The organism is Cupriavidus sp. FW306-01-F10A (assembly GCF_058782785.1).
In genome coordinates this window covers 84,840-107,329 of the sequence record NZ_JBYSYA010000010.1, presented here as the reverse complement: position 1 = coordinate 107,329, position 22,490 = coordinate 84,840, and the positions used below count along the sequence as shown (strand labels likewise).

Here is a 22,490-nt window from a genome sequence, read left to right as displayed (position 1 = left end):
TAGCAACTACAGACAATATGCAGGTATAGGGGCTAACCCGCCTGCAATCAGCCGCATATGGCGGGAAATGGGAAAGATATGGCAGAGATCGGATGCAAAGGCATGTGTTTGTGACACCCGGTGCGGCCTAACGGAAGAAACCGAGCATTTCCTCAAGCAGCGGTTCGGCGGCCTCTTCCGGCATGTAGTGCCCGCACGGCAGCGCCTGGCCGCTGATGTCGGTGGCCACCTCCTGCCACAGCGCCAGCGGCTCGAAGCAGCGCGCCACCACGCCGTGCTCGCCCCACAGCACGCGCAGCGGCAGCGCCAGCCGGCGCCCAGCCTCGCGGTCGGCACGGTCGTGCTCCAGGTCGATGGTGGCGGCGGCGCGGTAGTCCTCGCACATGGCATGCACGCGCGCCGGGTCGCGCATCGCCGCGGTGTAGGCAGCCATGGCGTCGGGGGCGAAGGGCGTCAGGCCCGCGTGGCGCAGGCCCATCAGCTTCTCGATGTAGAAATCGGGCTCGGCGTTGATCAGCGTCTCGGGGAACGGTGCCGGCTGGATCAGGAAGAACCAGTGCCAGTAGGCGGCGGCAAAGGCCATGCTGGTGCGCTCGTACATCGCCAGCGTGGGCGCGATGTCCAGCAGCATGGCGCGGCTGACCGTGTCCGGGTGGTCCATGCACAGCCGGTGCGCGACGCGGGCACCGCGGTCGTGGCCGCACAGCGCAAAGCGCTCGAAACCGAATGCCGTCATCAGCGACACCTGGTCCTGCGCCATGGTGCGCTTGCTGTAGTGCTCATGGCCGGCATTGCCGGGCGGGGCCGAGCTGCTGCCGTAGCCGCGCAGGTCGGTGGCGATCACTGTGAAGTGATCGGCCAGCGCCGGCGCCACCCGGTGCCAGATCAGGTGGCTCTGCGGGTGCCCGTGCAACAGCAGCAGCGGCGGTCCCGAACCGCCGCGCACGCCGGCGATCTCGACCTCGCCGGCACGCTGCCGGAAGGGTTCGAAGTTCGGGAACAGCAGCGCGCTGGCGTCATTCAGCATGGGTCGTCTCCGCTTCTAAGGGTCGTCCTGTGCCGATCATAGGCGCAAACCGCCTCATCGGCGTGGCTGCGCCGGCTTCGCCATTCGGCCCGCTGACGCAACTGAATTGCATCAACCGGGGGCCTATGGTTAAATCCGCCCATGACCCGTCCCAGTCCGGACCGGCCGGCCGCTGTGCCGGAACCGGCGATCCCCACCCCTGAGTCCCTGGAAGCCGCCCACGAGCGCCTGCGCCAACTGGGCGCGCGCGTGACCCAGCCGCGGCTGTGCATCCTGGCCTGCCTGATCGGCAGCGAAGAGGCGCTGACGCACCAGGCCGTGATCGACCGCCTGCCCGAACCGGGCGAGACCATAGACCGCGTCACCGTCTACCGCGTGCTGGACTGGCTGGTGGAACAGGGCGTGGCGCAGAAGCGTGCCGGCAACGACCGCGTGTTCCGCTTCAGCCTGGTCGAACACGAGGCCGCGCGCGCGCAGGAGCACCGCCAGCACAGCCATTTCCACTGCACCCGCTGCGACCGCACCTTCTGCCTGGACGATGCCAGCGCACCGGTGCAGCCGGCCGCGCCGCGCGTGCCCAGCGGCTTTGCCATCGAACATGTCGAACTGACCGTGAACGGCGTCTGCGCCGAGTGCGGCAAGCGTGCGCCCGCCTCGCCAGGCGGCGCTTCGCACTGAACGGCAATCTCTCATACCCGGAGAACAACAATGTCCAAACTGACCCCGGTCACGATCCTGACCGGCTTTCTCGGCAGCGGCAAGACCACCCTGCTCAAGCGCATCCTGAACGAGCAGCACGGCATGAAGATCGCCGTGATCGAGAACGAGTTCGGCGAAGAGAACATCGACAACGAGATCCTGGTGCAGGACGGCCGCGAGCAGATCGTGCAGATGAGCAACGGCTGCATCTGCTGCACCATCCGCGGCGACCTGGTGCAGGCGCTGTCGACGCTGCTGACGCGCCGCGACGCCGGCGAGATCGACTTCGACCGCGTGGTGATCGAGACCACGGGCGTGGCCAACCCGGGCCCGGTGGCGCAGACCTTCTTCATGGACGAGGAAATCGCCTCGCGCTACCTGCTCGACGCGGTGATCACGCTGGTCGACGCCAAGCATGCCCACCTGCAGCTGGACAAGCAGGAAGAGGCGCAGCGCCAGGTTGGCTTTGCCGACGCCATCTTCATCACCAAGTCCGACCTGGTGACCGAAGCCGACGTGGCCGAGCTGCGCCACCGCCTGCTGCACATGAACCCGCGCGCGCCGATCCGCCTGGTCAACTTCGGCGAGGCGCCGATCGACACCATCTTCGACCTGCGCGGCTTCAACCTGAACGCCAAGCTGGAGATCGACCCGGAATTCCTGCGCGCCGACGACCATGACCACGATCATGACCATGAGCATGGCGAGCATTGCGGCGACGACTGCGGCCATGACCACGGGCACGACCATGCGCACGGCCATGGCCACGCGCACGACCACCACCATCACCACCACCATACCGACCGCATTGCGTCGTTCGTCTTCCGCAGCGACAAGCCCTTCCACTACGGCAAGCTGGAGGAATTCCTGTCCGGCATCCTGGCCGTATACGGGGAAAAACTGCTGCGCTACAAGGGCGTACTATATATGGACGGTGTGGACCGCAAGGTGGTGTTCCAGGGGGTCCACCAGCTGATGGGCAGCGACATCGGCGCCAAGTGGGAGGAAGAGACCCCGGGCACGCGCATGGTGTTCATCGGCGTGGACCTGCCCCGCGACGCCATCCTCAAGGGCCTGGAGAACTGCCTGGCCTGAGTGCACCAGTCGCCCCATCGGCGACGCCCCCTCGAACCCCGCTCCGCGGCCGCCCCCCGTTCGGGGTACCGGGGAAATACCGAAGCGCCAGCCGGTTTTCCCCGTATCTCGGAAAAATTTGTTCAAGTACAATAGGCCGGATTTGATACCGGTGGCGCACCTTTTTCCCGCTGCCGGCATTTGGTCCATCGGATCTGGTGGACTTGCAGGGCGGCGGTTGTCGTCAGCATGAGGCAGGCCGCCGGCAGGTGCGGTCGCAGTGCTTCGTGCGGAGACCGCCTTTTTCCGCCTGGGGTGCCCCGACGCGCGCCGTCACTGACTGACGCGAGAGAGAGGTGTCCCCATGACAGCCGCAACGAAGACCAAAGAAAGCCGCAGCAAGACTGGTACTGCAGCGGCAGAGACGCTCAAGGCGCAGCCTGTGAAGGCCGCGCCCGCTCCCCGCGGCAGTACGGCGAACGCCGAAGCGGGCGCAACGAAGGGAGGCCCGCGAAGCAGCAAGACTGCAGCCAGCCAGAGTGAAACAGCCGTGGCGCGCAAGCGCGCGGACAGCGCACCCGAGCGGACCCAGACGCCGCCGGCCGCATCAACAAGAGAATCAGCAGCAACCATGAGCAGCAACAAACTTCTGACTGAAGCTGAAATCCTGAAGATGAGCGACAAGGATTACATGAACGAAGCGCAGCTCGCCTTCTTCAAGCACCGTCTTGAGCAGCTGCGCGACGAAATCCTGAAGAACGCTGACCAGACCACGGAACACCTGCGCGAAACGGTCATCGTGCCGGATCCGGCCGACCGTGCCACCATCGAGGAAGAGCATGCGCTGGAACTGCGCACGCGCGACCGCGAGCGCAAGCTGCTGAAGAAGGTGGAGCAGTCGCTGCAACGCATCGAGTCCGGCGACTATGGCTGGTGCGAGGAAACCGGCGAGCCGATCGGCGTGCCGCGCCTGCTGGCCCGTCCCACCGCCACGCTGTCGCTGGAAGCGCAGCAACGCCGCGAACTGCGCCAGAAGCTGTTCGGCGACTGATACGCCACGCGCCGGCACGGCCGGTGCGGCAGGCGTAACGTGACGGCCCGGTTACCCGGGCCGTTTGCTTTGGCGGGCCGCGTCCGCCTTGTCGTGCCGTCGCCACGGCCTACCATTGAGAATCATCCGGCTGTTGCCGCCCCGGCCTTTCTGGTAAATTCGCAACCTTGTTGCAACAACGCGCCCCTCGCCTGGGCTGCGTAGTCCCTCGTCACTTCCACCTCTCCTGCCATGGCTGATCGCCTGCCCGTCACCGTGCTGTCCGGCTTCCCCGGCGCCGGCAAGACCACGCTGCTGAACCACCTGCTTGCGCACAGCGCGGGCCGGCGCCTGGCCGTGCTGGTCTGCGGGCCGCAGCATGGGCAGGCGCCGGCGCCGCTGCCGCCCGGTTGCGAGGCCACGGTGCTGCCCGCGGGCGACGCCCTGCTCGGCGAAGCCGCCCGGCTTGCCGCCGAGCGCCGCTTTGACGCGCTGCTGATCGAAGCCGACGGCCTGGACGAGCCGCTCGCGATTGCCGAAGGCTTCCTGTTCGAGGCCGAGCATGGCGCCGGGCCCGACGCGGCGGTGCAACCCGACACGCTGGTGACGGTGATCGATGCCGCCACCTTCCTGCGCGACCTCAACGAGGCCGAGTTCCTGGCCGACCGCGGGCTGGCGCAGGCCACGGACGATGACCGGACCGTGGCTGAAGTGCTGGTGGCGCAGGTCGAATGCTGCGACGTGATCGTGCTGAACAAGGCCGACCTCGCCAGCGCGGCTGAACTGGCGCGGCTGCACGCCGTGCTGCAGGCGCTGAACCCGCGTGCCGACATCGTCGAAGCCAGCTTCGGCAAGGTCGCGCCCGAGCGCGTGCAAGGCACCGGCCGCTTCGACTTTGAAGCCGCCGCGGACGCACCGGGCTGGCTCGCCGCGCTGCGCGGCGAGTTGCCGGCTGCCGACGCCAGCGGCGTCTCCACGCTGGTCTACCGCCGCCGCCGCCCGTTCCACCCGCAGCGCTTCGCCGACCTGATCCATACCGAATGGCTGCGCGAGCACGGCAGCGTGCTGCGCTCCAGGGGCCTGTTCTGGCTGGCCAGCCGCATGGATACGGCGGGCGACTGGAACCAGTCCGGCGGCGTCTGCCGCCATGGCGGCGCCGGCGCCTGGTGGGCCGCGCTGGATCCGGCGGAATGGCCGGCCGACAGCGCCGAACGCGCCGAAGTCGAAGCCGACATGCAGGTCGATGGTGCCCCGGCAGCCTTCGGCGACCGCCGCCAGGAACTGGTGCTGACCGGCCTGGACCTGGACCATGCGGCGCTGCAGGCCCGGCTCGACGCCTGCCTGCTGACCGATGCCGAGATGGCCGCGGGCGCGGAAGCCTGGGCGGGCTATGCGGATCCCTTCCCCGCCTGGGTCGACGACTTCGACGACGACCACGATCATGACCATGGCGATGGCCATGGCGATGATTGCGGCTGCGGCGATCCCGACCACCACCACGGCAACCACGCCGGCCATCCGCATGCGCACTGACTGGTTCGCCCGCCTGCGCGCGCATGGCCCGGGCCTCTGGTCCGCGCTGTGGCTGGCGCTATGCCTGCTGCTGGCGCAGCACGCCGGGCTGACCCACCGCATCGTGCATGGCGGCCTGCTTGCGCCGTCGGCCTCCGTGACAACGGCCGACGCCGCCTCGGCCAACGACCCCGAGCCGCACCCGCTGGCGCAGAAATTCAGCGGCCACTCGTGCGTGCTGTTCGATGGCGCCACGGTTGCCGACACCCTGTGCGGCAAGCTGCCGCTGCCGCAGCTTGCCTTTGGCAAGCCGGTCAAGCCGGCCAACCTGGCCTGGCGCTGGCCCGACCTGCCCGCCACCCACCCCTTCCAATCGCGCGCGCCGCCGGCGCCGGCCATCGCCCTCGCCTGATCCGGGAAGCGGCCCTCGCCGCGCACCCGGCCTGACCAATTCCGAGCTGAACGCCTGCCCATTGCGGCTGCGCGGCCACGCCCATCGCGGGTGGCCGGCGCGGTGCCGGGCAGCTGCCGTGCCAGCCGGGCCGATTGCCATTGCCTCACTCCGCGCGCCATGTCGAAGAATCGTTACACCGTACCAACCAGCGCACCGCGCCTGACCCCGCTGGCGGCCCTTGCCGCTTCCCTCACCGCCACCATGGCCACCGCCTTCGTCGCGCCCGCCGCGCTGGCACAGGCCACGGCACCTGCCGCCGACAGCGCACCCGCCACCGCCACCGCCACCGCCACCGCCACCGCGCCAGCCGGCACCACGCTGCGCGAAGTCGTGGTCACCGCCAACCCGCTCGGCAGCGACCTCAACGACATGGTGGCGCCAGTATCGACGCTCGGCGGCGACGCCCTGGCCGTGCGCCAGGGCAGCACGCTGGGCGACACGCTCGACAAACTGCCCGGGGTCTCGTCCAGCTACTTCGGCCCCAATGCCAGCCGGCCGGTGATCCGCGGCCTGGACGGCGACCGCATCAAGGTGCTGCAGAACGGCGGCACCACCGTCGACGCCTCCACGCTGTCCTACGACCACGCCGTGCCGGTGGACCCGCTCGTGGCCGAGCGCATCGAGGTCGTGCGCGGCCCGGCGGCGCTGATGTACGGCGGCAACGCCATCGGCGGCGTGGTCAACGTGATCGACAACCGGATTCCGAAGGAGCCGATCGAAGGCATCGGCGGCGCGGTCGATGCCAGCGCCACCGCGGGCGGCGACCAGGCGCGCAACGCCAGCGCGCTGATCGAGGCCGGCAACGGCAAGTTCGCCGTCCACGCCGACGCCTTCGCGCGCAAGACCAGCGACCTGCGCATCCCCGGCTACGCCCGCAGCGACCGTCTGCGCACCGCCGATCCACTGCCCGAAGGCGAGACCGAAGCCTATGGCCGCCTGCCCAACACCAGCGCGCAGCAGGAAGGCGGCGCGATGGGCGGCTCCTACACCTGGGCCGATGGCTTCGTCGGCGCCAACTACAGCGCCTACCGCAATGAGTACGGCACGCCCGCCGAGGACGACGTGCGGCTGAAGATGCGGCAGGACCGCTTTGCGCTGGAAGGCGAGGCACGCAACCTGGCCGGCAACACCGCCGGCTGGCTCGAATCGGTCAAGGGCAAGTTCGGCTACACCGACTACGAACACAAGGAGATCGAGGGCGGCGAGACCGGCACGATCTTCAAGAACCGCGGCTGGGATGCGCGCCTGGAGGCCAGGCACGCAAAGATCGGCAACATGACGGGCGTGATCGGCACGCAGTTCGGCCATACCGACTTCTCGGCACTGGGCGAAGAGGCATTCGTGCCGAGCACCAATACGGATAACGCCGCGCTGTTCGTGTTCGAGGAACTGCCGCTGACCGCTTCCGGCGACCTCAAGCTGAACCTGGGCGGGCGCCTGGACCACAGCAGCATCAAGGCCAGCGCCAACGGCAACGACCGCTTTACCGATGCCAGCCGCAGCTTCAACGCCACCAGCGCGTCGGCCGGCCTGCTCTACAAGGTCAACCCGCTGTGGTCGCTGACCAGCAACCTGTCATACACCGAGCGCGCGCCGACCTTCTACGAGCTGTATGCCAACGGCCCCCACGTGGCCACCGGCGCGTGGGAGCTGGGCGATCCCAATGCCAACAAGGAACGGGCCACCTCTATCGACCTGGGCGTGCGCTTCAAGTCCGGCGCGCACAGCGCCGCCGTGTCGGGCTACTACAGCCGCTTCGCCAACTACCTGGCGCTGAACGCCACCGGCCGCACGCGTGACGAGGCGGGCGACGTGGTCGCCGCCGGCAGCCCGGACGCGCTGCCGGAGTTCCAGTACCTGGGTGTGCCGGCCACGCTGTACGGCTTCGAGGTGGAAGGCAAGACGCGCTTGCTGCAGAAAATGCTGACCACCAGCGACACGCTGGACTTCGAGGCCCGCGCCGACTACGTGCGCGGCGAGAACCGCGATACCGGCGAACCGCTGCCGCGGCTGGCACCGCTGCGCCTGGGCGGTGCACTGGTGTATGGCGCGGGCCCGTGGGGCGCGCGCGTCGACGTGACCTACGCCGCAAAGCAGACCCGCGTGCCGACCAACGACACGCCGACCGATGCCTATACGCTGCTGAGCCTGGCGCTGACCTACAAGTTCAAGGTGTCGGGCACGCAGACGCTGGTGTACCTGCGCGGCGACAACCTGACCAACCAGGATGCGCGCAACTCGGCGTCGATCCTGCGGGACATCGCGCCGCTGGCCGGGCGCAGTGTGAAGGTGGGGTTCAGGACGTCATTCTGAGGATGCAGGCAGGCGTGGTGAATCAATCCCGATTCACCACCCACGCCCCCTCCACCGCCAGCGCCTTCACTCCCGCCAGCGCGCGCACCGTCTGCGCGCAGATCTCGGCCATCTCCAGCCCCGGCATGAAGCGCTGGCGGATGCGCACCATCAGCGGCGCGGCTTCCATCCATGCCACCAGCGCGTCCTGGGCCATGCACTGCTGCTCCAGCAACTTGAACTTCACCAGCACCTTGACCGCATGGCTGGCATTGCGCGCCGGGTCGGCGCTCAGGTAGGCCAGGCGCCCCTGAGCGCGTTCGACCGCCGCCGCCACATCGGTAAACATCCGGCCGTGGCCCGGGATCACCAGCCGCGCGTCCAGTTGCGCGATCCGTTCCAGCACCGCCGCCTGCTCGGCGAAGCCGCTCTCGCCATCCAGCTCGGGGAAGATCACGCCGAAGCCGTTCTCCCACAGCGCATCGCCGGAAACCAGGATGCGCTCGGCCGGCGCGAACAGCATCACCGCATGCGGGTCATGGCCGGGGGCGGCCACGACTTGCCAGTCGATGCCGCCCAGACGCAGCGTGTCGCCGTCGTTCAGCACGCTGTCGAAGGTGAAACGGTCGCACTGCTGGCCGGTGGCCTTGTAGCTGAGCGCTTCCGTATCCCACGCGGCAACGGCTGCGGCCTCGGCCGCGGGGATCGCGGTGCGCGGCTGCCAGCGTGCCTGCAGCGCGGCATTGCCGCCGCAGTGGTCGGAGTGGAGATGGGTATTGATCACGCGTGCGAGCGGCCGGCCCTGCAAGGCGGCCGCCACCAGCGCCACCGTCTGCGGCGCGTGGGTGACGTAGCCGGTATCGACCAGCACCGTATCGTCGCCCTCAACGAACAGGATATTGTTTGCCGACAGCCAGCCGCGCTCGAACACGCGCATGGTGGCCGGCAACTGCGGGACCGGGCGTTCGCTCAAGGGGATGTCTCCTCGCCTGCCAGCCATGCGGCGCGCTGCGGCAGCTGCGCCCAGATGCGGCGCTTGTCTTCATCGCCGGCGGACGACCAGCCGGCAATTTCTTCGATGGTGCGCAGGCAGCCCGCGCAGTAGCCGGTGGCCGGATCCATGCGGCAGACGTTGCGGCATGGCGACGGCACCGGCGAGGCCCGCTGCGCGGCGTCGGCCTGAGCGGCCAGCTCGGCAGGTGTGAGGGCCATGGCGTTGCGCTCGCTCGCCACTCAGCCCGCCGCGCGCGCGGCCTTGGCCGCCACTTTTTCGTTGAAGCGGCCGGCGTCGATCAGGTGGCGCTCATGCACGCCCTCGGAGATCTTGTCCTCGCCGTCCCAGGCGCTCAGCTGGAAGCGCAGGCGGCGCCCGTCCACCTCGACCAGTTCGCCCTTGACCGTGACCGTCATGCCCGGCGGCGTCGGCGCCAGGTGCGAGAAGCTGACCAGCGTGCCGAGCGACTGCTCGCGCGGCCAGTCCAGGTGCTCGCGCAGCATCTGCAGGCAGGCGCATTCCATGATGCCGACCATATAGCCGGTGGCCAGCACGTCGGGCATCTCGGGGCAGCCCGGGATATCGTCGTACAGGCGCGGCACGGTGGCCTTGGGCGGCACCGTGTATTGCCAGCTGAAGGTCAGGCCGGGGCGCAGGTCGGGACTCATGCCACCGAGCCTGCCGCGACGTCGGCCACTTCGGCGCCCGTCATCTGCTGCAACTGGTGCGGCGTCAGGTTGAAGACCGCATGGGGATGCCCCGCCGCGGCCCACAAGCTGTCATAGCGGAACAGGTCCTGGTCCAGCAGCATCACCGGCGCCACCGCATGGCCGATCGGGCAGACGCCGCCGATGGCGTAGCCGGTCTTCTCGCGCACGAAGCGCGCGTCGGCCTTGCCCAGCGCGCCTACGCGCGCGGCCACCTTGGCCTCGTCGACGCGGTTGCTGCCGCTGGCGATCACCAGCACCGGCGCGTCGTCGGCCACGCGCCGGAAGATGATGGACTTGGCGATCTCGGCCACGCTGCAGCCCAGCCCCGCCGCGGCCTCGGCCGAGGTCTTGCCGGTGGCCGGCAGCATCACCACGGGCCGGTCATGGCCAAGCCCGGCCAGCAGGTCGGCCACGCGCTGCGCGGACTCGGGCAGCGCTTCGTCATTCACCGTCATGCGTACTTCTCCTTGTTCTGTGGCCCGCGCCTGATCCGCACTTACGCGCAGGCAGGCGCCGCATCGCTGGCGGCGGCCCACTTGGTCAGCAAGGCACGGCCCACGCGCGAGCTGTTGGCGCGGCCGATTGCCTGCGAGATATAGTCGCCGGTGCGCACCACCGCTTCCAGGTCGATGCCGGTGTGGATGCCCATGCCGTGCAGCATGTACAGCACATCCTCGGTCGCCACGTTGCCGGTCGCGCCCTTGGCGTACGGGCATCCGCCCAGCCCCGCCACCGACGCATGGAAGATCGAGATGCCCACTTCCAGGCTGGCCAGGATATTGGACAGCGCCTGCCCGTAGGTATCGTGGAAATGGCCCGACAGGCGGTCCAGCGCAAACTCCGCCGCCGCGGCGCGCATCACTTCCTGCACGCGCACGGGGGTGCCCACGCCGATGGTGTCGGCAATGTCGATCTCGTCGCAGCCCAGTTCGCGCATGCGCCGCACCACGTCGACCACCGCGTGCACCGGTACTTCGCCCTGGTACGGGCAGCCCAGCGCGCACGAGATGCTGCCGCGCAGGCGCACGCCCTTCTCCTTGGCTGCCGCTGCCACCGGCGCAAAGCGCGCGATCGACTCGGCGATCGAGCAGTTGATGTTCTTCTGCGAGAACGCCTCGCTGGCGGCGCCGAAGATCACGACCTCGTCGGCACCGGCCTCGATCGCGCCTTCAAACCCCTTCATGTTCGGCGTCAGCGCCGAAAACAGTGTGCCGGGCCGGCGCTGGATGCGCGCCATCACGTCGGCACCGTCGGCCATCTGCGGCACCCACTTGGGCGACACGAACGACGCGGCCTCGATATTGACGAAGCCGGCATCGGTCAGCTGGTTGATCAGCGCGACCTTGACCTCGGTCGGCACCATCGCCTTCTCGTTCTGCAGGCCGTCGCGCGGACCGACTTCAACGATCTTCACGTAGTTCGGCATGGTCATGGCTGTCTCCTGTCTTTGATTCGTATTGGTCGGGCGCTCAGTAGCCCCGCTGCACGTCGACCACGCCCGCGATCGGCTGGCCCGCGCGCAGCGCGCGGATCTTGCCGGCGATCTGCGCGATGCTGTCTTCGCGCAACGTGAGCGCCGAGATATGCGGCGTGACGGTGATGCGCGGCTCCTGCCAGAACGGGTGTTCGGCAGGCAGCGGCTCGGTGCGGAACACGTCGAGCGTGGCACCCGCAACCTGCCCCGACTGCACCGCGGCAAGCAGGTCTTCCTCGACCAGGTGCTGCCCGCGCGCGACGTTGATCACATACGCGCCCTGCGCCAGCCGCGCGAACAGCCCCGCGTTGAGGATGTTCTCGGTCTGCGGTGTCAGCGGCAGCACATTGACCAGCACGCGCAGGCCATCGAGGAACGGCGCCTGCCCGGCATCGCCGTAGAAGCCACTCACGCCTTCGATGGCGCGCGCGGTGCGGCTCCAGCCTCGCACCGGGAAGCCGAAGCCCGCCAGCGTGCGGGCGATATGCGTGCCGAGCGTGCCCACCCCCATCACGCCGACGGTGAAGTCCGCGCGGCGATGCGGCTTCAGGAATTTCCAGTTGCCGGCGCGCTGCTGGGCCTCGTAGGCGTCCATCTTGCGGAAATAGCGCAGCACAGCGTGGGTGACGTACTCGGCCATCTGCGCGGCCATGCCGGCATCGTCGAGCCGCACGATCGGCACGCCCGCGGGCAAGGCGTCAGGGGCTTCATCGCGCAGGCGCAGGATGCCGTCGACGCCGGCGCCCAGGTTGAACACCGCCTTCAGGTCGGTACGGCCACGCAGCATCTCCACCGGCGGGCGCCAGACCACGGCGTAGTCGGCCGGTTCGCCACGGCTGTCCTCCCACGTCACGCATTGCGCTTCGGGCAGTGCCTCGGCGAAGCCTGCGATCCAGGGGTCGTAGCGGCCATCGGGGACGTACAACTGCAACTTCATTTTGTCTCCAGGGGAATTCTGGTGGGGTTAAAGGCGTATTTTGGCAGAGGAACGGGCTTGGGGTTGGTTGGGGCAACGGTAACCGCGCCCCTGCCCCCTGTCGCGCTTCAAGCCCCCGACTTCCCCTCGAACGCCAGCAGCTGCGCCCCCTCCACCACCTGCTCCCCGACCCCGTAAAGCACCTCACTCACCACCCCGTCCACCGGTGCGCTGATGGTGTGCTCCATCTTCATGGCCTCCATCACCAGCAACGGCGTGCCGCGCGTGACGGTGCTGCCAGCCTCGACCATCACCGCAATGACCTTCCCGGGCATCGGCGCGGTGAGCTTGCCGCCTTCGCTTTCGGTCTCGCCGGCATGGGCCAGCGGATCGAGCCAGGCCAGGCTCACATGCCGCCCGGCATAGAAGACGTGGAAGGTCTCGCCATCGGCATGCACCTGCCCGTGCGCGCGCCGGGTGCCGAGGTTGATGCGGATATCGTCGGCCTGGCAGGTGCAGGCAAAGGGCGCCGCCTGGTCCGCATAGATCAGCGTGCTGCCGCGCTCGTTGGTGCTCAGCGTCACCTCCAGCACCTGCTCGCCATAGCCGAAGCGCAGCGTGCGCGACACGCCGCCGTTCAGCCGCCACGCGCCGCCATGGGTCCACGGCGAATGCTGGTCGGCGGCGTCGATGCGGCGCTCGCGGGCCTCGCGGTCGAACAGCGCCGCCACCGCCAGCGCGATGACTTCCAGGCCGACCGGCGCCGGCGGCGGGAACAGGACCTTCTCGTTGCGCTCGATCAGGCCGGTGTCGAGGTCCGCCGTGCGGAAGGCCTGGGACGACACCAGCCGCTGCAGGAAGGCCACGTTGGTCGACAACCCCACCACGTGGTAGGCCGCCAGCGCCTGGCGCATGCGCGAGAGTGCCTCGTCGCGGTCCTTGCCCCAGACGATCAGCTTGGCGATCATCGGGTCGTAGAACGGGCTGATGGTGTCGCCCTCGCGCACGCCGGCGTCGATGCGGATGCCGGCCGGGCCGTGCACATCCTCACCGCGCATGAACTGCACCGCCGGCGGCGTGCGCAGGAAGCGCAGCGTGCCGGTGGACGGCAGGAACTGCTTGTCGGGGTTCTCGGCGTAGATACGCGCTTCCAGCGCATGGCCGTCGATGCGCAGCTGGTCCTGCGTGAGCGGCAGCGCTTCACCGGCGGCGACGCGCAGCTGCCATTCGACCAGGTCCTGCCCGGTGATCATTTCGGTGACGGGGTGCTCCACCTGCAGGCGCGTGTTCATCTCCATGAAGTAGAACGAACCGTCCTGGTTGGCGATGAACTCCACCGTGCCGGCGCCGACATAGCCGACCGCCTTGGCCGCGGCCACCGCCGCTTCGCCCATGGCGCGGCGGCGCGCCTCGGTCATGCCTGGCGCGGGGGCTTCTTCCAGCACCTTCTGGTGGCGGCGCTGCACCGAGCAGTCGCGCTCGAACAGGTAGACGCAGTTGCCGTGGGTATCGGCAAACACCTGGATCTCGATATGGCGCGGGCGCGTCAGGTACTTCTCCACCAGCACCTTGTCATCGCCGAAGCTGGCGCTGGCCTCGCGCTTAACCGAAGCGAGCGCAGCCTCGAAGGCGTCGCCCGACTCGACCACGCGCATGCCCTTGCCGCCGCCGCCGGCGCTGGCCTTGAGCAGCACCGGGTAGCCGATGCGGTCGGCCTCGCGGCGCAGCAGCGCCGGACCCTGGTCCTCGCCGTGGTAGCCGGGCACCAGCGGCACCGCGGCCTTCTCCATCAATTGCTTGGCCGCGCTCTTGCTGCCCATCGCGCGGATGGCGGACGCCGGCGGGCCGATGAAGACCAGCCCCGCCGCGGCGCAGGCCTCGGCAAAGGCTTCGTTCTCGGACAGGAAGCCGTAGCCCGGGTGGATGGCCTGGGCGCCGGCTTCCTTCGCCATCTCGATGATGTGGTCGGCGCGCAGGTAGCTGTCGCGCGCGGCCGCGCCGCCGATATGTACGGCCTCGTCGCAGAAGGCGACGTGGCGCGCGTCGGCGTCGGCATCCGAGTACACCGCGACGGTGCGGATGCCGAGCCGGCGGCAGGTGGCGGCCACGCGGCAGGCGATTTCACCGCGGTTGGCGATCAGGATCTTGTTGAACATGGCTCCTCCTAGTTTTTCGACAGGACGGCGAGCCAGCTGACTACCGGTGGGCTTCCTTACCTCGTCATCCCGCGTAGCCCTCTGCGCGGATGTCGAGGCGGGCCAGCAGGGCGCGATCGCGGTCGGCCTGCGGGTTGCCGGTGGTCAGCAGCTTTTCGCCGTAAAAAATGGAATTGGCGCCGGCCATGAAGCACAGCGCCTGCAACGCTTCGTCCATGGCCTCGCGGCCGGCGGACAGGCGCACCATGGCGCGCGGCATGGTGATGCGTGCCACGGCAATGGTGCGGACGAACTCGAACGGATCCAGCGCCTCGGTGCCCGCCAGCGGCGTGCCCTCGACCTGGACCAGGTTGTTGATGGGCACCGACTCCGGATACGGGTCCATATTCGCCAGCTGCGCGATCAGGCCGGCGCGCGCTTCGCGCGCCTCGCCCATGCCGACGATGCCGCCGCAGCAGACATTGATGCCGGCGTCGCGCACATGGCCGATGGTGTCGAGCCGGTCCTGGTAGGTGCGCGTGGTGATGATCTTGCCGTAGAACTCAGGTGAGGTATCCAGGTTGTGGTTGTAGTAGTCCAGCCCCGCCTCCTTGAGCTGCTGCGCCTGCTCGGCCTTGAGCATGCCGAGCGTGACGCAGGTCTCCAGGCCCATCGCCTTGACTTCGCGCACCATGTCCATCACCGGCTCCAGGTGGCGGTCCTTGGGGCTGCGCCAGGCGGCGCCCATGCAGAAGCGGGTGGCGCCATTGGCCTTGGCCGCGCGCGCGGCGTCCAGCACCTCGTCCAGCGCCATCAGCTTCTCGGCCTTCACGCCGGCATCGTGGTGCGCGCTCTGCGGGCAGTAGCCGCAATCCTCTTCGCAGCCGCCGGTCTTGATCGACAGCAGCGTGGACAGCTGCACGGTATTGGCGTCGAAGTGCTCGCGGTGCACTTGCTGGGCGCGGAACAGCAGGTCGTTGAACGGCAGCGCGAACAGCGCGGCAACGTCATCGACGCGCCACGCGGCGTCATCGGGCAGTGCGTGCGAGCGCGCGCTCTGGCGCAGGGAATCGACGGAAACGGTAGTAACGGTGGTAGCGGTGTGAGCTTGAGTCATGATCGATGCGAATTCTGGTTCAGGCAGCAAGGCCGGCGGCCTCGGCTTGGTATTGGGTAGCGGCGGCGAACAGCGGCGCAAGGTCGAGCCGGCCAGCTGCCGCGGCGGGCGCCAGTTGCCAGGGCAATTCACCCAGGCAAGGCGCGTCCAGCGACGCGTGCAGCGTGGCGATGTTCTCGTCGGCCAGCAGCATGTCCGGGTCGACCCGGTTGGCGATCCAGCCCGCCAGCGGCAGGCCGCGCGCGCGGATGGCTTCGGCGGTCAGCATGGCGTGGTTCAGGCAGCCGAGCCGGATGCCGACCACCATCACTACCGGGACCGCCAGCATCACCGCCAGGTCGGCGGTGTTCCAGCGCACCGCGCCTGCGTCGAGCGGCACGTTGAAGCCGCCCACGCCCTCAACCACCACCGCATCGGCCTGCCGGCGCAGCGCGTCGAAGGCGGCACGGACCGGCGCGCGCGTGATGCGCACGCCCTCGTGCGCGGCGGCCAGGTGCGGCGAGCACGGGGTGCGCAGCAGGAACGGGCAGGTCTGGCCCAGCGGCACCGCCACCGAGCTGGCGGCGCGCAGCTGCGCCACGTCGTCGTTGTGCCAATGGCCGTCGCGCCACTCACTGCCGCTGGCCACGGGCTTCATGCCCGCGGTGCGGTAGCCGGCGGCATGGAGCGCATGCAGCAGCGTGGCGCTGGCGTGGGTCTTGCCGATGCCGGTATCGGTGCCCGTGATAAAGCAGGCGAAAGGCGCACGCGTGCTCATGCGACCTCCCGCTGCGCCACGGCGGCGCTCAGGGCATCCAGCAGGCGCCGCACATCGTCTTCGGTGTGCGCGGCCGACAGCGTGATGCGCAGCCGCGCGGTGCCTTCCGGCACGGTCGGCGGCCGGATCGCGCCGACGCGGATGCCATCCGCCTCGAGCGTGGCCGACAGCGCCAGCGCGGCGCCATTGTCGCCGACGATCAGCGGCTGGATCGCGGTCTCGCTGTCGCCCAGCGTCCAGCCCGCGATGGCAGCCAGCTGGGCCAGCCCCTCGCGCAGCATGGCGATGCAGCGCGTCAGTTGCGCGCGGCGTTGCGTGCCCTCTTCTCCTTCGATGATCGCCAGGCTGGCCAGCAGCGCATGCGCGACTGCCGGCGGCGCGGCCGTGGTGTAGATATACGGCCGCGCGGTGTTGACCAGGTGTTCGATGATGGTCTCGTGCGCGGCAACGAAGGCGCCCGCCACGCCGGCGGCCTTGCCGAGCGTGCCGATATAGATCAGCCGCTCGGACGACAGCCCGAGCGCTTCCAGCACGCCGTGGCCCTGCTCGCCCAGCACGCCGAAGCCGTGGGCGTCATCGACGATGATCCAGGCGTCATGGCGCTCGGCCAGTTCCAGCAGCTTGCGCAGCGGCGCGACATTGCCGTCCATGCTGAACACGCTGTCGGTCACGATCAGCTTGCGCTCGCTGGTGCTGGCCGCCAGCAGCGCTTCCAGCGCGGCGGTGTCGCAATGCGGGTAGCGCTGCACGTCGGCGCGCGCGAGCCGCGCCCCATCGATCAGCGAGGCATGGTTGAGCGACTCGCAGAACAGCGTGGCGCCCGCCGTGCCCAGCGCGGTCAGCACCGCCATGTTGGCCATGTAGCCGGTGCAGAAATACAGCGTGCGCGCATGCGGGATATGCGGGGCGAGCCAGCGCGCCAGTTCCGCTTCCAGCTGCGTGTGCGCCAGCGAATGCCCGCTGACCAGGTGCGAGGCCCCGCTGCCCGCGCCATAGCGCTGCGCGCCTTCCACCAGCGCGGCGATCACATCCGGGTGGTTGGCCAGCCCCATGTAGTCGTTGCTGCAGAAGGTCAGCAGCGATTCCGGCTCGGACCCGTCTTCGCCCACGGCCTGATGCGGCGCGCAGGCAGTGTGGGCAACGCGGCGGCGGCGCGTCAGGGCCAGCGCGTGGCGCTGTTCGGCGGCCTGCCTCAGTTGTTCAAGCAGCATGGCGCACCTCCCTGCTCGTGGTCACATCGGTGGTTACATCGTCGAGCGTGGCCAGCATCTGCTCGCCCAGCCAGCGTGCCTGCGCGGCATCGAAGACGTAGGGCGGCATCACGTACACCGTATTGCCGATCGGGCGCACCAGCAGCTCGCGCTCGCGCGCGGCGTGATGGAAGCGCGCGGCAAAGTCGGCGCCGGCGACGTCATCGCGCACATCGGCGGCCCAGATCAGCCCGCGCTGGCGCACGTGCCGCAGGCGCGCGTCGGCGGCCAGCGCGGCCATGCCGTCGGCAAGCCAGTGCGCGCGCTCGCGGTTGCGCGCGAGCACGTCGTCCTGCGCGAACAGGTCCAGCGTGGCCAGCGCGGCGCGGCAGGCCAGCGGGTTGCCGGTGTAGGAGTGCGAATGCAGGAAGCTGCGGGCCAGCTCGTCGGCGACGAAGGCGCGCTGGATCTCCGGGCGCGAAAGCACCAGCGACAGGGGCAGGTAGCCGCCGCTGATGCCCTTGGACAGGCACAGGAAGTCAGGCCACAGGTGCGCGGGCAGCGGCGCCTCCCCGGCGCGCGACTGTTCCCACGCGAAAAAGGTGCCGGTGCGCCCGCAGCCCACCGCGATCTCGTCGGCGATCAGGTGGATCCGGTAGCGGTCGCACAGTGCGCGCGCGCCATCCAGATACGACGGGTCGTACATTGCCATGCCGGCGGCGCCCTGCACCAGCGGCTCGACGATCAGCGCGGCGATCTGGCCGGCGCGCTCGCGCAGCAGGGTTTCCAGCTCCGCCAGGGCGCGGGCGGCCACGTCCGCAGCGCTCTCGCCGGGTGCGGCCTGGCGTGCGTCGGGCGACATCACCACGTGTGCGCGGCGGATCAGCGGATCATAGGCATCGCGGAACACTTCCACGTCGGTCACCGCGAGCGCGCCCACGGTCTCGCCGTGGTAGCCATGGCGCAGGCAGACGAACTCGCGCTTGGCCGGCAGGCCGGTATTGCGCCAGTAGTGGAAGCTCATCTTCAGCGCGATCTCGACCGCCGAAGCGCCGTCCGAAGCGTAGAAGACATTGCCGAGCGCGCCGCCGGTCAGCGCCGACAGGCGCTCGGCCAGCTCCACCGCCGGAGCGTGGGTGCAGCCGGCGAGCATCACGTGCTCAAGCGTTTCCAGCTGGCTGGCCAGCGCGGCGTTGATGCGCGGGTTGGCGTGGCCGAACAGGTTGACCCACCAGGAGCTGGTGGCGTCGAAATAGCGGCGGCCGTCGGCATCATGCAGCCACGGGCCAACGCCGCGCACGATCGCCAGCGGCACCGCGTCGTCGTCGGGGCGCAGCCGCGTGCATGGATGCCAGACGGCGTTGCGGCTGCGCTGGCCGAGTGCCTGCGCGTCGCTGCCTGGGGAAAGGGACAGGTGATCCAAGATAGCCCTCCTTTGTTGACCGTCCGCGCGCGCGCCGCTGCCGGCGAGGCCGGGCAGTGCGATGGTGGCGGACAGGTTGGGGAGGGTCATGTTAGGAATGTCTTCTCGGGCTTGGCAACGAAGGCGATATTTTTACGTTAGCTGTGCTTTGACCGGATTTGCCGAACGTTATCTGGGTGAAGCGCCGTTCTTGTCGCTAGCGTGCCGCGATCTCCACGCAACCTGCCGGTGTCTTTTTTCACTGCGGCAGGCCGGATGTGTGACTCAAGCGGGGCGCCACGACGGCGAGCGCTTCTCCAGGAACGACTTCACCCCTTCACGCCCCTCTTCCGACGCCCGGATCTTCGCAATCCGGTCCGCGGTATCGGCCAGCAAGTCGTTGTCGATCACGCGCCCGGCGATGTCCTGCACCAGCCGCTTGCTTTCGCGCACGGCGTTCGGGCTGTTGGCCACCAGCGCGGTCGCCAGTTCAGCGACCTTGGCGTCCAGGGCCTCGGCCGGCACCACCGCATGCACAAAGCCCAGCCGCAGCGCCTCGGCGGCATCGAAACGCTCGGCGGTGATGAAGTAGCGGCGTGCGGCCTGCTCGCCCAGCGCGCGGATCACATACGGGCTGATGGTGGCGGGCAGCAGGCCCAGGCGCGCCTCGGACAGGCAGAAGTGCGCGTGCTCGGCGGCCACCGCGATATCGCAGGCGGCCACTAGGCCCATGCCGCCGGCGTAGGTGTCGCCCTGGATGCGCGCGATCACCGGGCGCGGGCACGACCAGATGGTGTGCAGCATCTGCGCCAGGGTCAGCGCATCGGCGCGATTCTGGTCGTCGGAATAGCCCGCCATCTTCTTCATCCAGTTCAGGTCGGCGCCGGCGCAGAAGGCCGGGCCGTTGCCGGCCAGCACGATGGCGCGCACCTCGTCCATGTCGCCCAGCGCGCGGAAGGCGCCGGTCAGCTCGGCGATCACGGTCTCGTTGAAGGCGTTGCGCACATCGGGCCGGTTCAGCGTGACGGTGGCGACGTGGCTGGCGATATTGACGGTCAGGGCGGTGAATTCCATGGTTCGCTCCGTTGGCGGATTAAGTTGTCTGGTGCGGTTCAGGTGCCGGCGTCGAACGGCAGCCCCAGCGAGCGGAAGAAGTTGCCGACTTCAGGCAACCACACCGGGATGCCTTCGCGTGCGCTGAAGACGCGATGCGAGTCGTTCCCGAACTCGCCCACGTCCACCAGCCGCGATCTGGCCGCGGGACCGGTGGCGCGCGCCTTGAAGGCGTTGAACATGCGGCCGGGCAAGGGCACCGGCCAGTAGCTGTCGTTGTCGCCGTACACCCACAGCGACGGGTAGCGCGCCAGGCCGCCATAGCTGGCAAAGGCATCGACCAGGCGCTCTTCCCAGTCCGGGCAGTTCAGGTTGCGCAGCCCGCCCGCGAAATTGACCACGCCCAGCACCCCCGGATAGCCGATGGTGCTGAACGCCATCGTGGTCAGGCCCCCGTGCGACTGGCCGATCACGACAATGCGGTCCATGTCCACATAGGGCTGCGTGGCCATGAAGTCGAGCGTGGCGACGACATCGTCGGCCTGCATCATGCCGTTGGTCTCGATGTCGCAGCTGCCGCCCACATAGGCGCCACCCGAGCGCGCAAAACCCTGCCGCATCGGCAGCACCACGGCGTAGCCGCGGCGCAGGAATTCCAGGCTCTGCGCCGGAAAGCGCGCGCGCCCCTGCATCGCGGGCCGGCCCGGCGCCTTGCCGTGGTTGATCACCACCAGCGGGAACGGCCCGTCGCCAGCCGGCTTGAATACCGTGGCCTCCAGGTCGATGCGCGACGGGATCGCCGCCTTGGGCAGCATCACCACCTGCTCCTGGAAGCGCATGCGCGGCGCAGGATTGCCGTTGCCGTTCTCGCTCTGCGCATGCCCGGACAGCGGCGCCAGCAAGGCAAGCGCCGTGACCAGGGCTGGGCTGCGAAGCAGGCGGGCGACGCTGCGCATGGGGTGGAAGGCGGTAATGGGGTCAGTAGCGGCGTGGCCGGGATTACATGCGGAACACGCCGAACTTCATCTCGTCGATCGGTGCGTTCAGGCTGGCGGAAAGACCCAGGCCCAGCACGGTGCGGGTCTGCGCCGGGTCGATCACGCCGTCGTCCCACAGCCGCGCGCTGGCGTAGTACGGATGGCCCTGGTGCTCGTACTGGTCGCGGATCGGCTGCTTGAACGCCTCTTCCTCCTGCGCGCTCCACTTGCCGCCCTTGCCTTCGATGCCGTCGCGGCGCACCGTGGCCAGCACGCTGGCGGCCTGCTCGCCGCCCATCACCGAGATGCGCGCGTTCGGCCACATCCACAGGAAGCGCGGCGAATAGGCGCGCCCGCACATGCCGTAGTTGCCGGCGCCGAACGAGCCGCCGATGATCACCGTGAACTTGGGCACCTGCGCGGTGGCGACCGCGGTCACCATCTTGGCGCCATTGCGGGCAATGCCTTCGTTCTCGTACTTGCGGCCCACCATGAAGCCGGTGATGTTCTGCAGGAACACCAGCGGGATCTTGCGCTGGCAGCACAGCTCGATAAAGTGCGCGCCCTTCAGGGCGGATTCGGAGAACAGGATGCCGTTGTTGGCGACGATGCCGACCGGGTAGCCCCAGATGCGCGCGAAGCCGCACACCAGCGTGGTGCCGTAGCGCGCCTTGAACTCGTCGAACTCGGAGCCGTCGACCAGGCGCGCGATCACCTCGCGCACGTCGTAGGGCTTGCGCGTGTCGGTGGGGATCACGCCGTACAGTTCTTCCACCGGGTAGAGCGGCTCGACCGGCTCGTGCAGGCGGATCTGGTCCGGCTTGCGGCGGTTCAGGTGCTGCACGATATTGCGCGCCAGGCTCAGCGCGTGATGGTCGTTCTGTGCAAAGTAGTCGGCCACGCCCGACAGGCGCGTATGCACGTCGGCGCCGCCCAGGTCCTCGGCGCTGACCTCCTCGCCGGTGGCGGCCTTCACCAGCGGCGGGCCGCCCAGGAAGATGGTGCCCTGGTTCTTGACGATGATGGACTCGTCGCTCATCGCCGGCACGTAGGCGCCGCCGGCGGTGCACGATCCCATCACCACCGCGATCTGCGGGATGCCCTGCTTGGACAGGTTGGCCTGGTTGTAGAAGATGCGGCCGAAGTGGTCGCGGTCGGGGAACACGTCGTCCTGGTTGGGCAGGTTGGCGCCGCCGGAATCCACCAGGTAGATGCACGGCAGGTTGTTCTCCTCGGCGATCTCCTGCGCGCGCACATGCTTCTTGACCGTCATCGGGTAGTAGGTGCCGCCCTTGACGGTGGCGTCATTGCAGACGATCACGCACTCCTGCCCGGCCACGCGGCCGATGCCGGTGATGATGCCCGCGCCCGGCGCGGCATCGTCGTACATGTCGTAGGCGGCCAGCTGCGACAGCTCCAGGAACGGCGTGCCGGGATCGAGCAGTTGCTGCACGCGCTCGCGCGGCAGCAGCTTGCCGCGTGACAGGTGCTTGTTGCGCGCGTCTTCGCCGCCGCCTTCGGCCAGCTTCGCGATCCTGGCCTTGAGGTCGGCCACCAGGGCCTGCATCGACTCGGCGTTGGCCTTGAAGGATTCGGAGCGGGCGTTGAGTTTGGTTTCCAGGGTGGGCATCTGTGTCTCTTCCTGCTTGATATTGGTTTTCGCCGTCCTGCCAGCGG

At 68.9% G+C, this 22,490-nt stretch carries 21 protein-coding genes; 6 read left to right on the top strand and 15 right to left on the bottom strand.

All coding sequences use genetic code 11. The features are described from left to right. Window positions 1–127: 127 nt before the first annotated feature. The gene (locus tag AC3WLF_RS16515) at window positions 128–1,027 is read right to left on the bottom strand and encodes an alpha/beta fold hydrolase (RefSeq protein ID WP_492358509.1); all 900 of its coding nucleotides are present in this window, start codon (window positions 1,025–1,027) and stop codon (window positions 128–130) included. Window positions 1,028–1,168: 141 nt separating this feature from the next. Here AC3WLF_RS16515 and AC3WLF_RS16510 point away from each other — a divergent pair, with 141 nt between their 5' ends. The 6 genes from AC3WLF_RS16510 to AC3WLF_RS16485 all read left to right on the top strand — a co-directional run bounded on the left by AC3WLF_RS16510 (window position 1,169) and on the right by AC3WLF_RS16485 (window position 8,109). Further along, a complete protein-coding gene (locus tag AC3WLF_RS16510; protein ID WP_492320734.1) occupies window positions 1,169–1,705 on the top strand; it encodes a Fur family transcriptional regulator in 537 nt (178 codons plus the stop codon). A 30-nt stretch (window positions 1,706–1,735) separates the two neighbouring features. After that, window positions 1,736–2,821, top strand: coding sequence for a CobW family GTP-binding protein (locus AC3WLF_RS16505; protein WP_492294151.1), 1,086 nt, complete (start codon window positions 1,736–1,738; stop codon window positions 2,819–2,821). A gap of 610 nt (window positions 2,822–3,431) precedes the next feature. Then, a complete protein-coding gene (gene dksA / locus AC3WLF_RS16500; protein WP_010813282.1) occupies window positions 3,432–3,851 on the top strand; it encodes an RNA polymerase-binding protein DksA in 420 nt (139 codons plus the stop codon). A 231-nt stretch (window positions 3,852–4,082) separates the two neighbouring features. After that, window positions 4,083–5,363 carry a GTP-binding protein gene (locus tag AC3WLF_RS16495; protein ID WP_492352872.1) on the top strand — a complete coding sequence of 427 codons (1,281 nt, stop codon included), beginning with the start codon at window positions 4,083–4,085 and terminating at the stop codon, window positions 5,361–5,363. Beyond that, a complete protein-coding gene (locus AC3WLF_RS16490) occupies window positions 5,296–5,754 on the top strand; it encodes a hypothetical protein (protein WP_492320816.1) in 459 nt (152 codons plus the stop codon). Before AC3WLF_RS16495 ends, AC3WLF_RS16490 begins: the two co-directional genes overlap by 68 nt. 159 nt (window positions 5,755–5,913) lie before the next feature. Further along, the gene (locus tag AC3WLF_RS16485; RefSeq protein ID WP_492340223.1) at window positions 5,914–8,109 is read left to right on the top strand and encodes a TonB-dependent receptor; all 2,196 of its coding nucleotides are present in this window, start codon (window positions 5,914–5,916) and stop codon (window positions 8,107–8,109) included. A gap of 22 nt (window positions 8,110–8,131) precedes the next feature. On the opposite strand, the gene AC3WLF_RS16480 is transcribed toward AC3WLF_RS16485, so the two are convergent. From AC3WLF_RS16480 to AC3WLF_RS16415, 14 genes are all read right to left on the bottom strand, one after another. Next, the gene (locus tag AC3WLF_RS16480) at window positions 8,132–9,088 is read right to left on the bottom strand and encodes an MBL fold metallo-hydrolase (RefSeq protein WP_492320737.1); all 957 of its coding nucleotides are present in this window, start codon (window positions 9,086–9,088) and stop codon (window positions 8,132–8,134) included. Beyond that, the gene (locus AC3WLF_RS16475; RefSeq protein WP_085960184.1) at window positions 9,058–9,300 is read right to left on the bottom strand and encodes a DUF1289 domain-containing protein; all 243 of its coding nucleotides are present in this window, start codon (window positions 9,298–9,300) and stop codon (window positions 9,058–9,060) included. Before AC3WLF_RS16475 ends, AC3WLF_RS16480 begins: the two co-directional genes overlap by 31 nt. 21 nt (window positions 9,301–9,321) lie before the next feature. Then, window positions 9,322–9,750, bottom strand: coding sequence for a thioesterase family protein (locus tag AC3WLF_RS16470; protein WP_492320739.1), 429 nt, complete (start codon window positions 9,748–9,750; stop codon window positions 9,322–9,324). Continuing rightward, complete coding sequence (locus AC3WLF_RS16465) at window positions 9,747–10,247, bottom strand: YbaK/EbsC family protein (RefSeq protein WP_010813275.1); 501 nt, start codon at window positions 10,245–10,247, stop codon at window positions 9,747–9,749. Before AC3WLF_RS16465 ends, AC3WLF_RS16470 begins: the two co-directional genes overlap by 4 nt. Before the next feature lie 41 nt (window positions 10,248–10,288). Continuing rightward, entirely contained in the window at window positions 10,289–11,224 is a 936-nt protein-coding gene (locus AC3WLF_RS16460; protein WP_010813274.1) for a hydroxymethylglutaryl-CoA lyase, read from the bottom strand. A gap of 37 nt (window positions 11,225–11,261) precedes the next feature. Next, a complete protein-coding gene (locus AC3WLF_RS16455) occupies window positions 11,262–12,203 on the bottom strand; it encodes a 2-hydroxyacid dehydrogenase (protein ID WP_492320740.1) in 942 nt (313 codons plus the stop codon). A 107-nt stretch (window positions 12,204–12,310) separates the two neighbouring features. Next, complete coding sequence (locus AC3WLF_RS16450) at window positions 12,311–14,338, bottom strand: acetyl/propionyl/methylcrotonyl-CoA carboxylase subunit alpha (protein ID WP_492358508.1); 2,028 nt, start codon at window positions 14,336–14,338, stop codon at window positions 12,311–12,313. 64 nt (window positions 14,339–14,402) lie between these two features. Beyond that, window positions 14,403–15,434, bottom strand: coding sequence for a biotin synthase BioB (gene bioB / locus AC3WLF_RS16445; protein WP_010813271.1), 1,032 nt, complete (start codon window positions 15,432–15,434; stop codon window positions 14,403–14,405). A gap of 19 nt (window positions 15,435–15,453) precedes the next feature. Continuing rightward, complete coding sequence (gene bioD, locus AC3WLF_RS16440; protein ID WP_492320743.1) at window positions 15,454–16,191, bottom strand: dethiobiotin synthase; 738 nt, start codon at window positions 16,189–16,191, stop codon at window positions 15,454–15,456. Continuing rightward, window positions 16,188–17,402: an 8-amino-7-oxononanoate synthase gene (gene bioF, locus AC3WLF_RS16435; RefSeq protein WP_492320744.1), complete on the bottom strand. Its 1,215-nt coding sequence runs from the start codon at window positions 17,400–17,402 to the stop codon at window positions 16,188–16,190. Before bioF ends, bioD begins: the two co-directional genes overlap by 4 nt. After that, on the bottom strand, window positions 17,392–18,804 hold the full coding sequence (bioA, locus tag AC3WLF_RS16430; protein WP_492358507.1) for an adenosylmethionine--8-amino-7-oxononanoate transaminase: 1,413 nt from the start codon (window positions 18,802–18,804) through the stop codon (window positions 17,392–17,394). Before bioA ends, bioF begins: the two co-directional genes overlap by 11 nt. A gap of 264 nt (window positions 18,805–19,068) precedes the next feature. Beyond that, window positions 19,069–19,857, bottom strand: coding sequence for an enoyl-CoA hydratase/isomerase family protein (locus AC3WLF_RS16425; RefSeq protein ID WP_492320746.1), 789 nt, complete (start codon window positions 19,855–19,857; stop codon window positions 19,069–19,071). A gap of 38 nt (window positions 19,858–19,895) precedes the next feature. Next, window positions 19,896–20,792 carry a dienelactone hydrolase family protein gene (locus tag AC3WLF_RS16420; protein WP_492352916.1) on the bottom strand — a complete coding sequence of 299 codons (897 nt, stop codon included), beginning with the start codon at window positions 20,790–20,792 and terminating at the stop codon, window positions 19,896–19,898. Window positions 20,793–20,835: 43 nt separating this feature from the next. Then, complete coding sequence (locus tag AC3WLF_RS16415) at window positions 20,836–22,443, bottom strand: carboxyl transferase domain-containing protein (protein ID WP_492320748.1); 1,608 nt, start codon at window positions 22,441–22,443, stop codon at window positions 20,836–20,838. Window positions 22,444–22,490 lie beyond the last annotated feature (47 nt).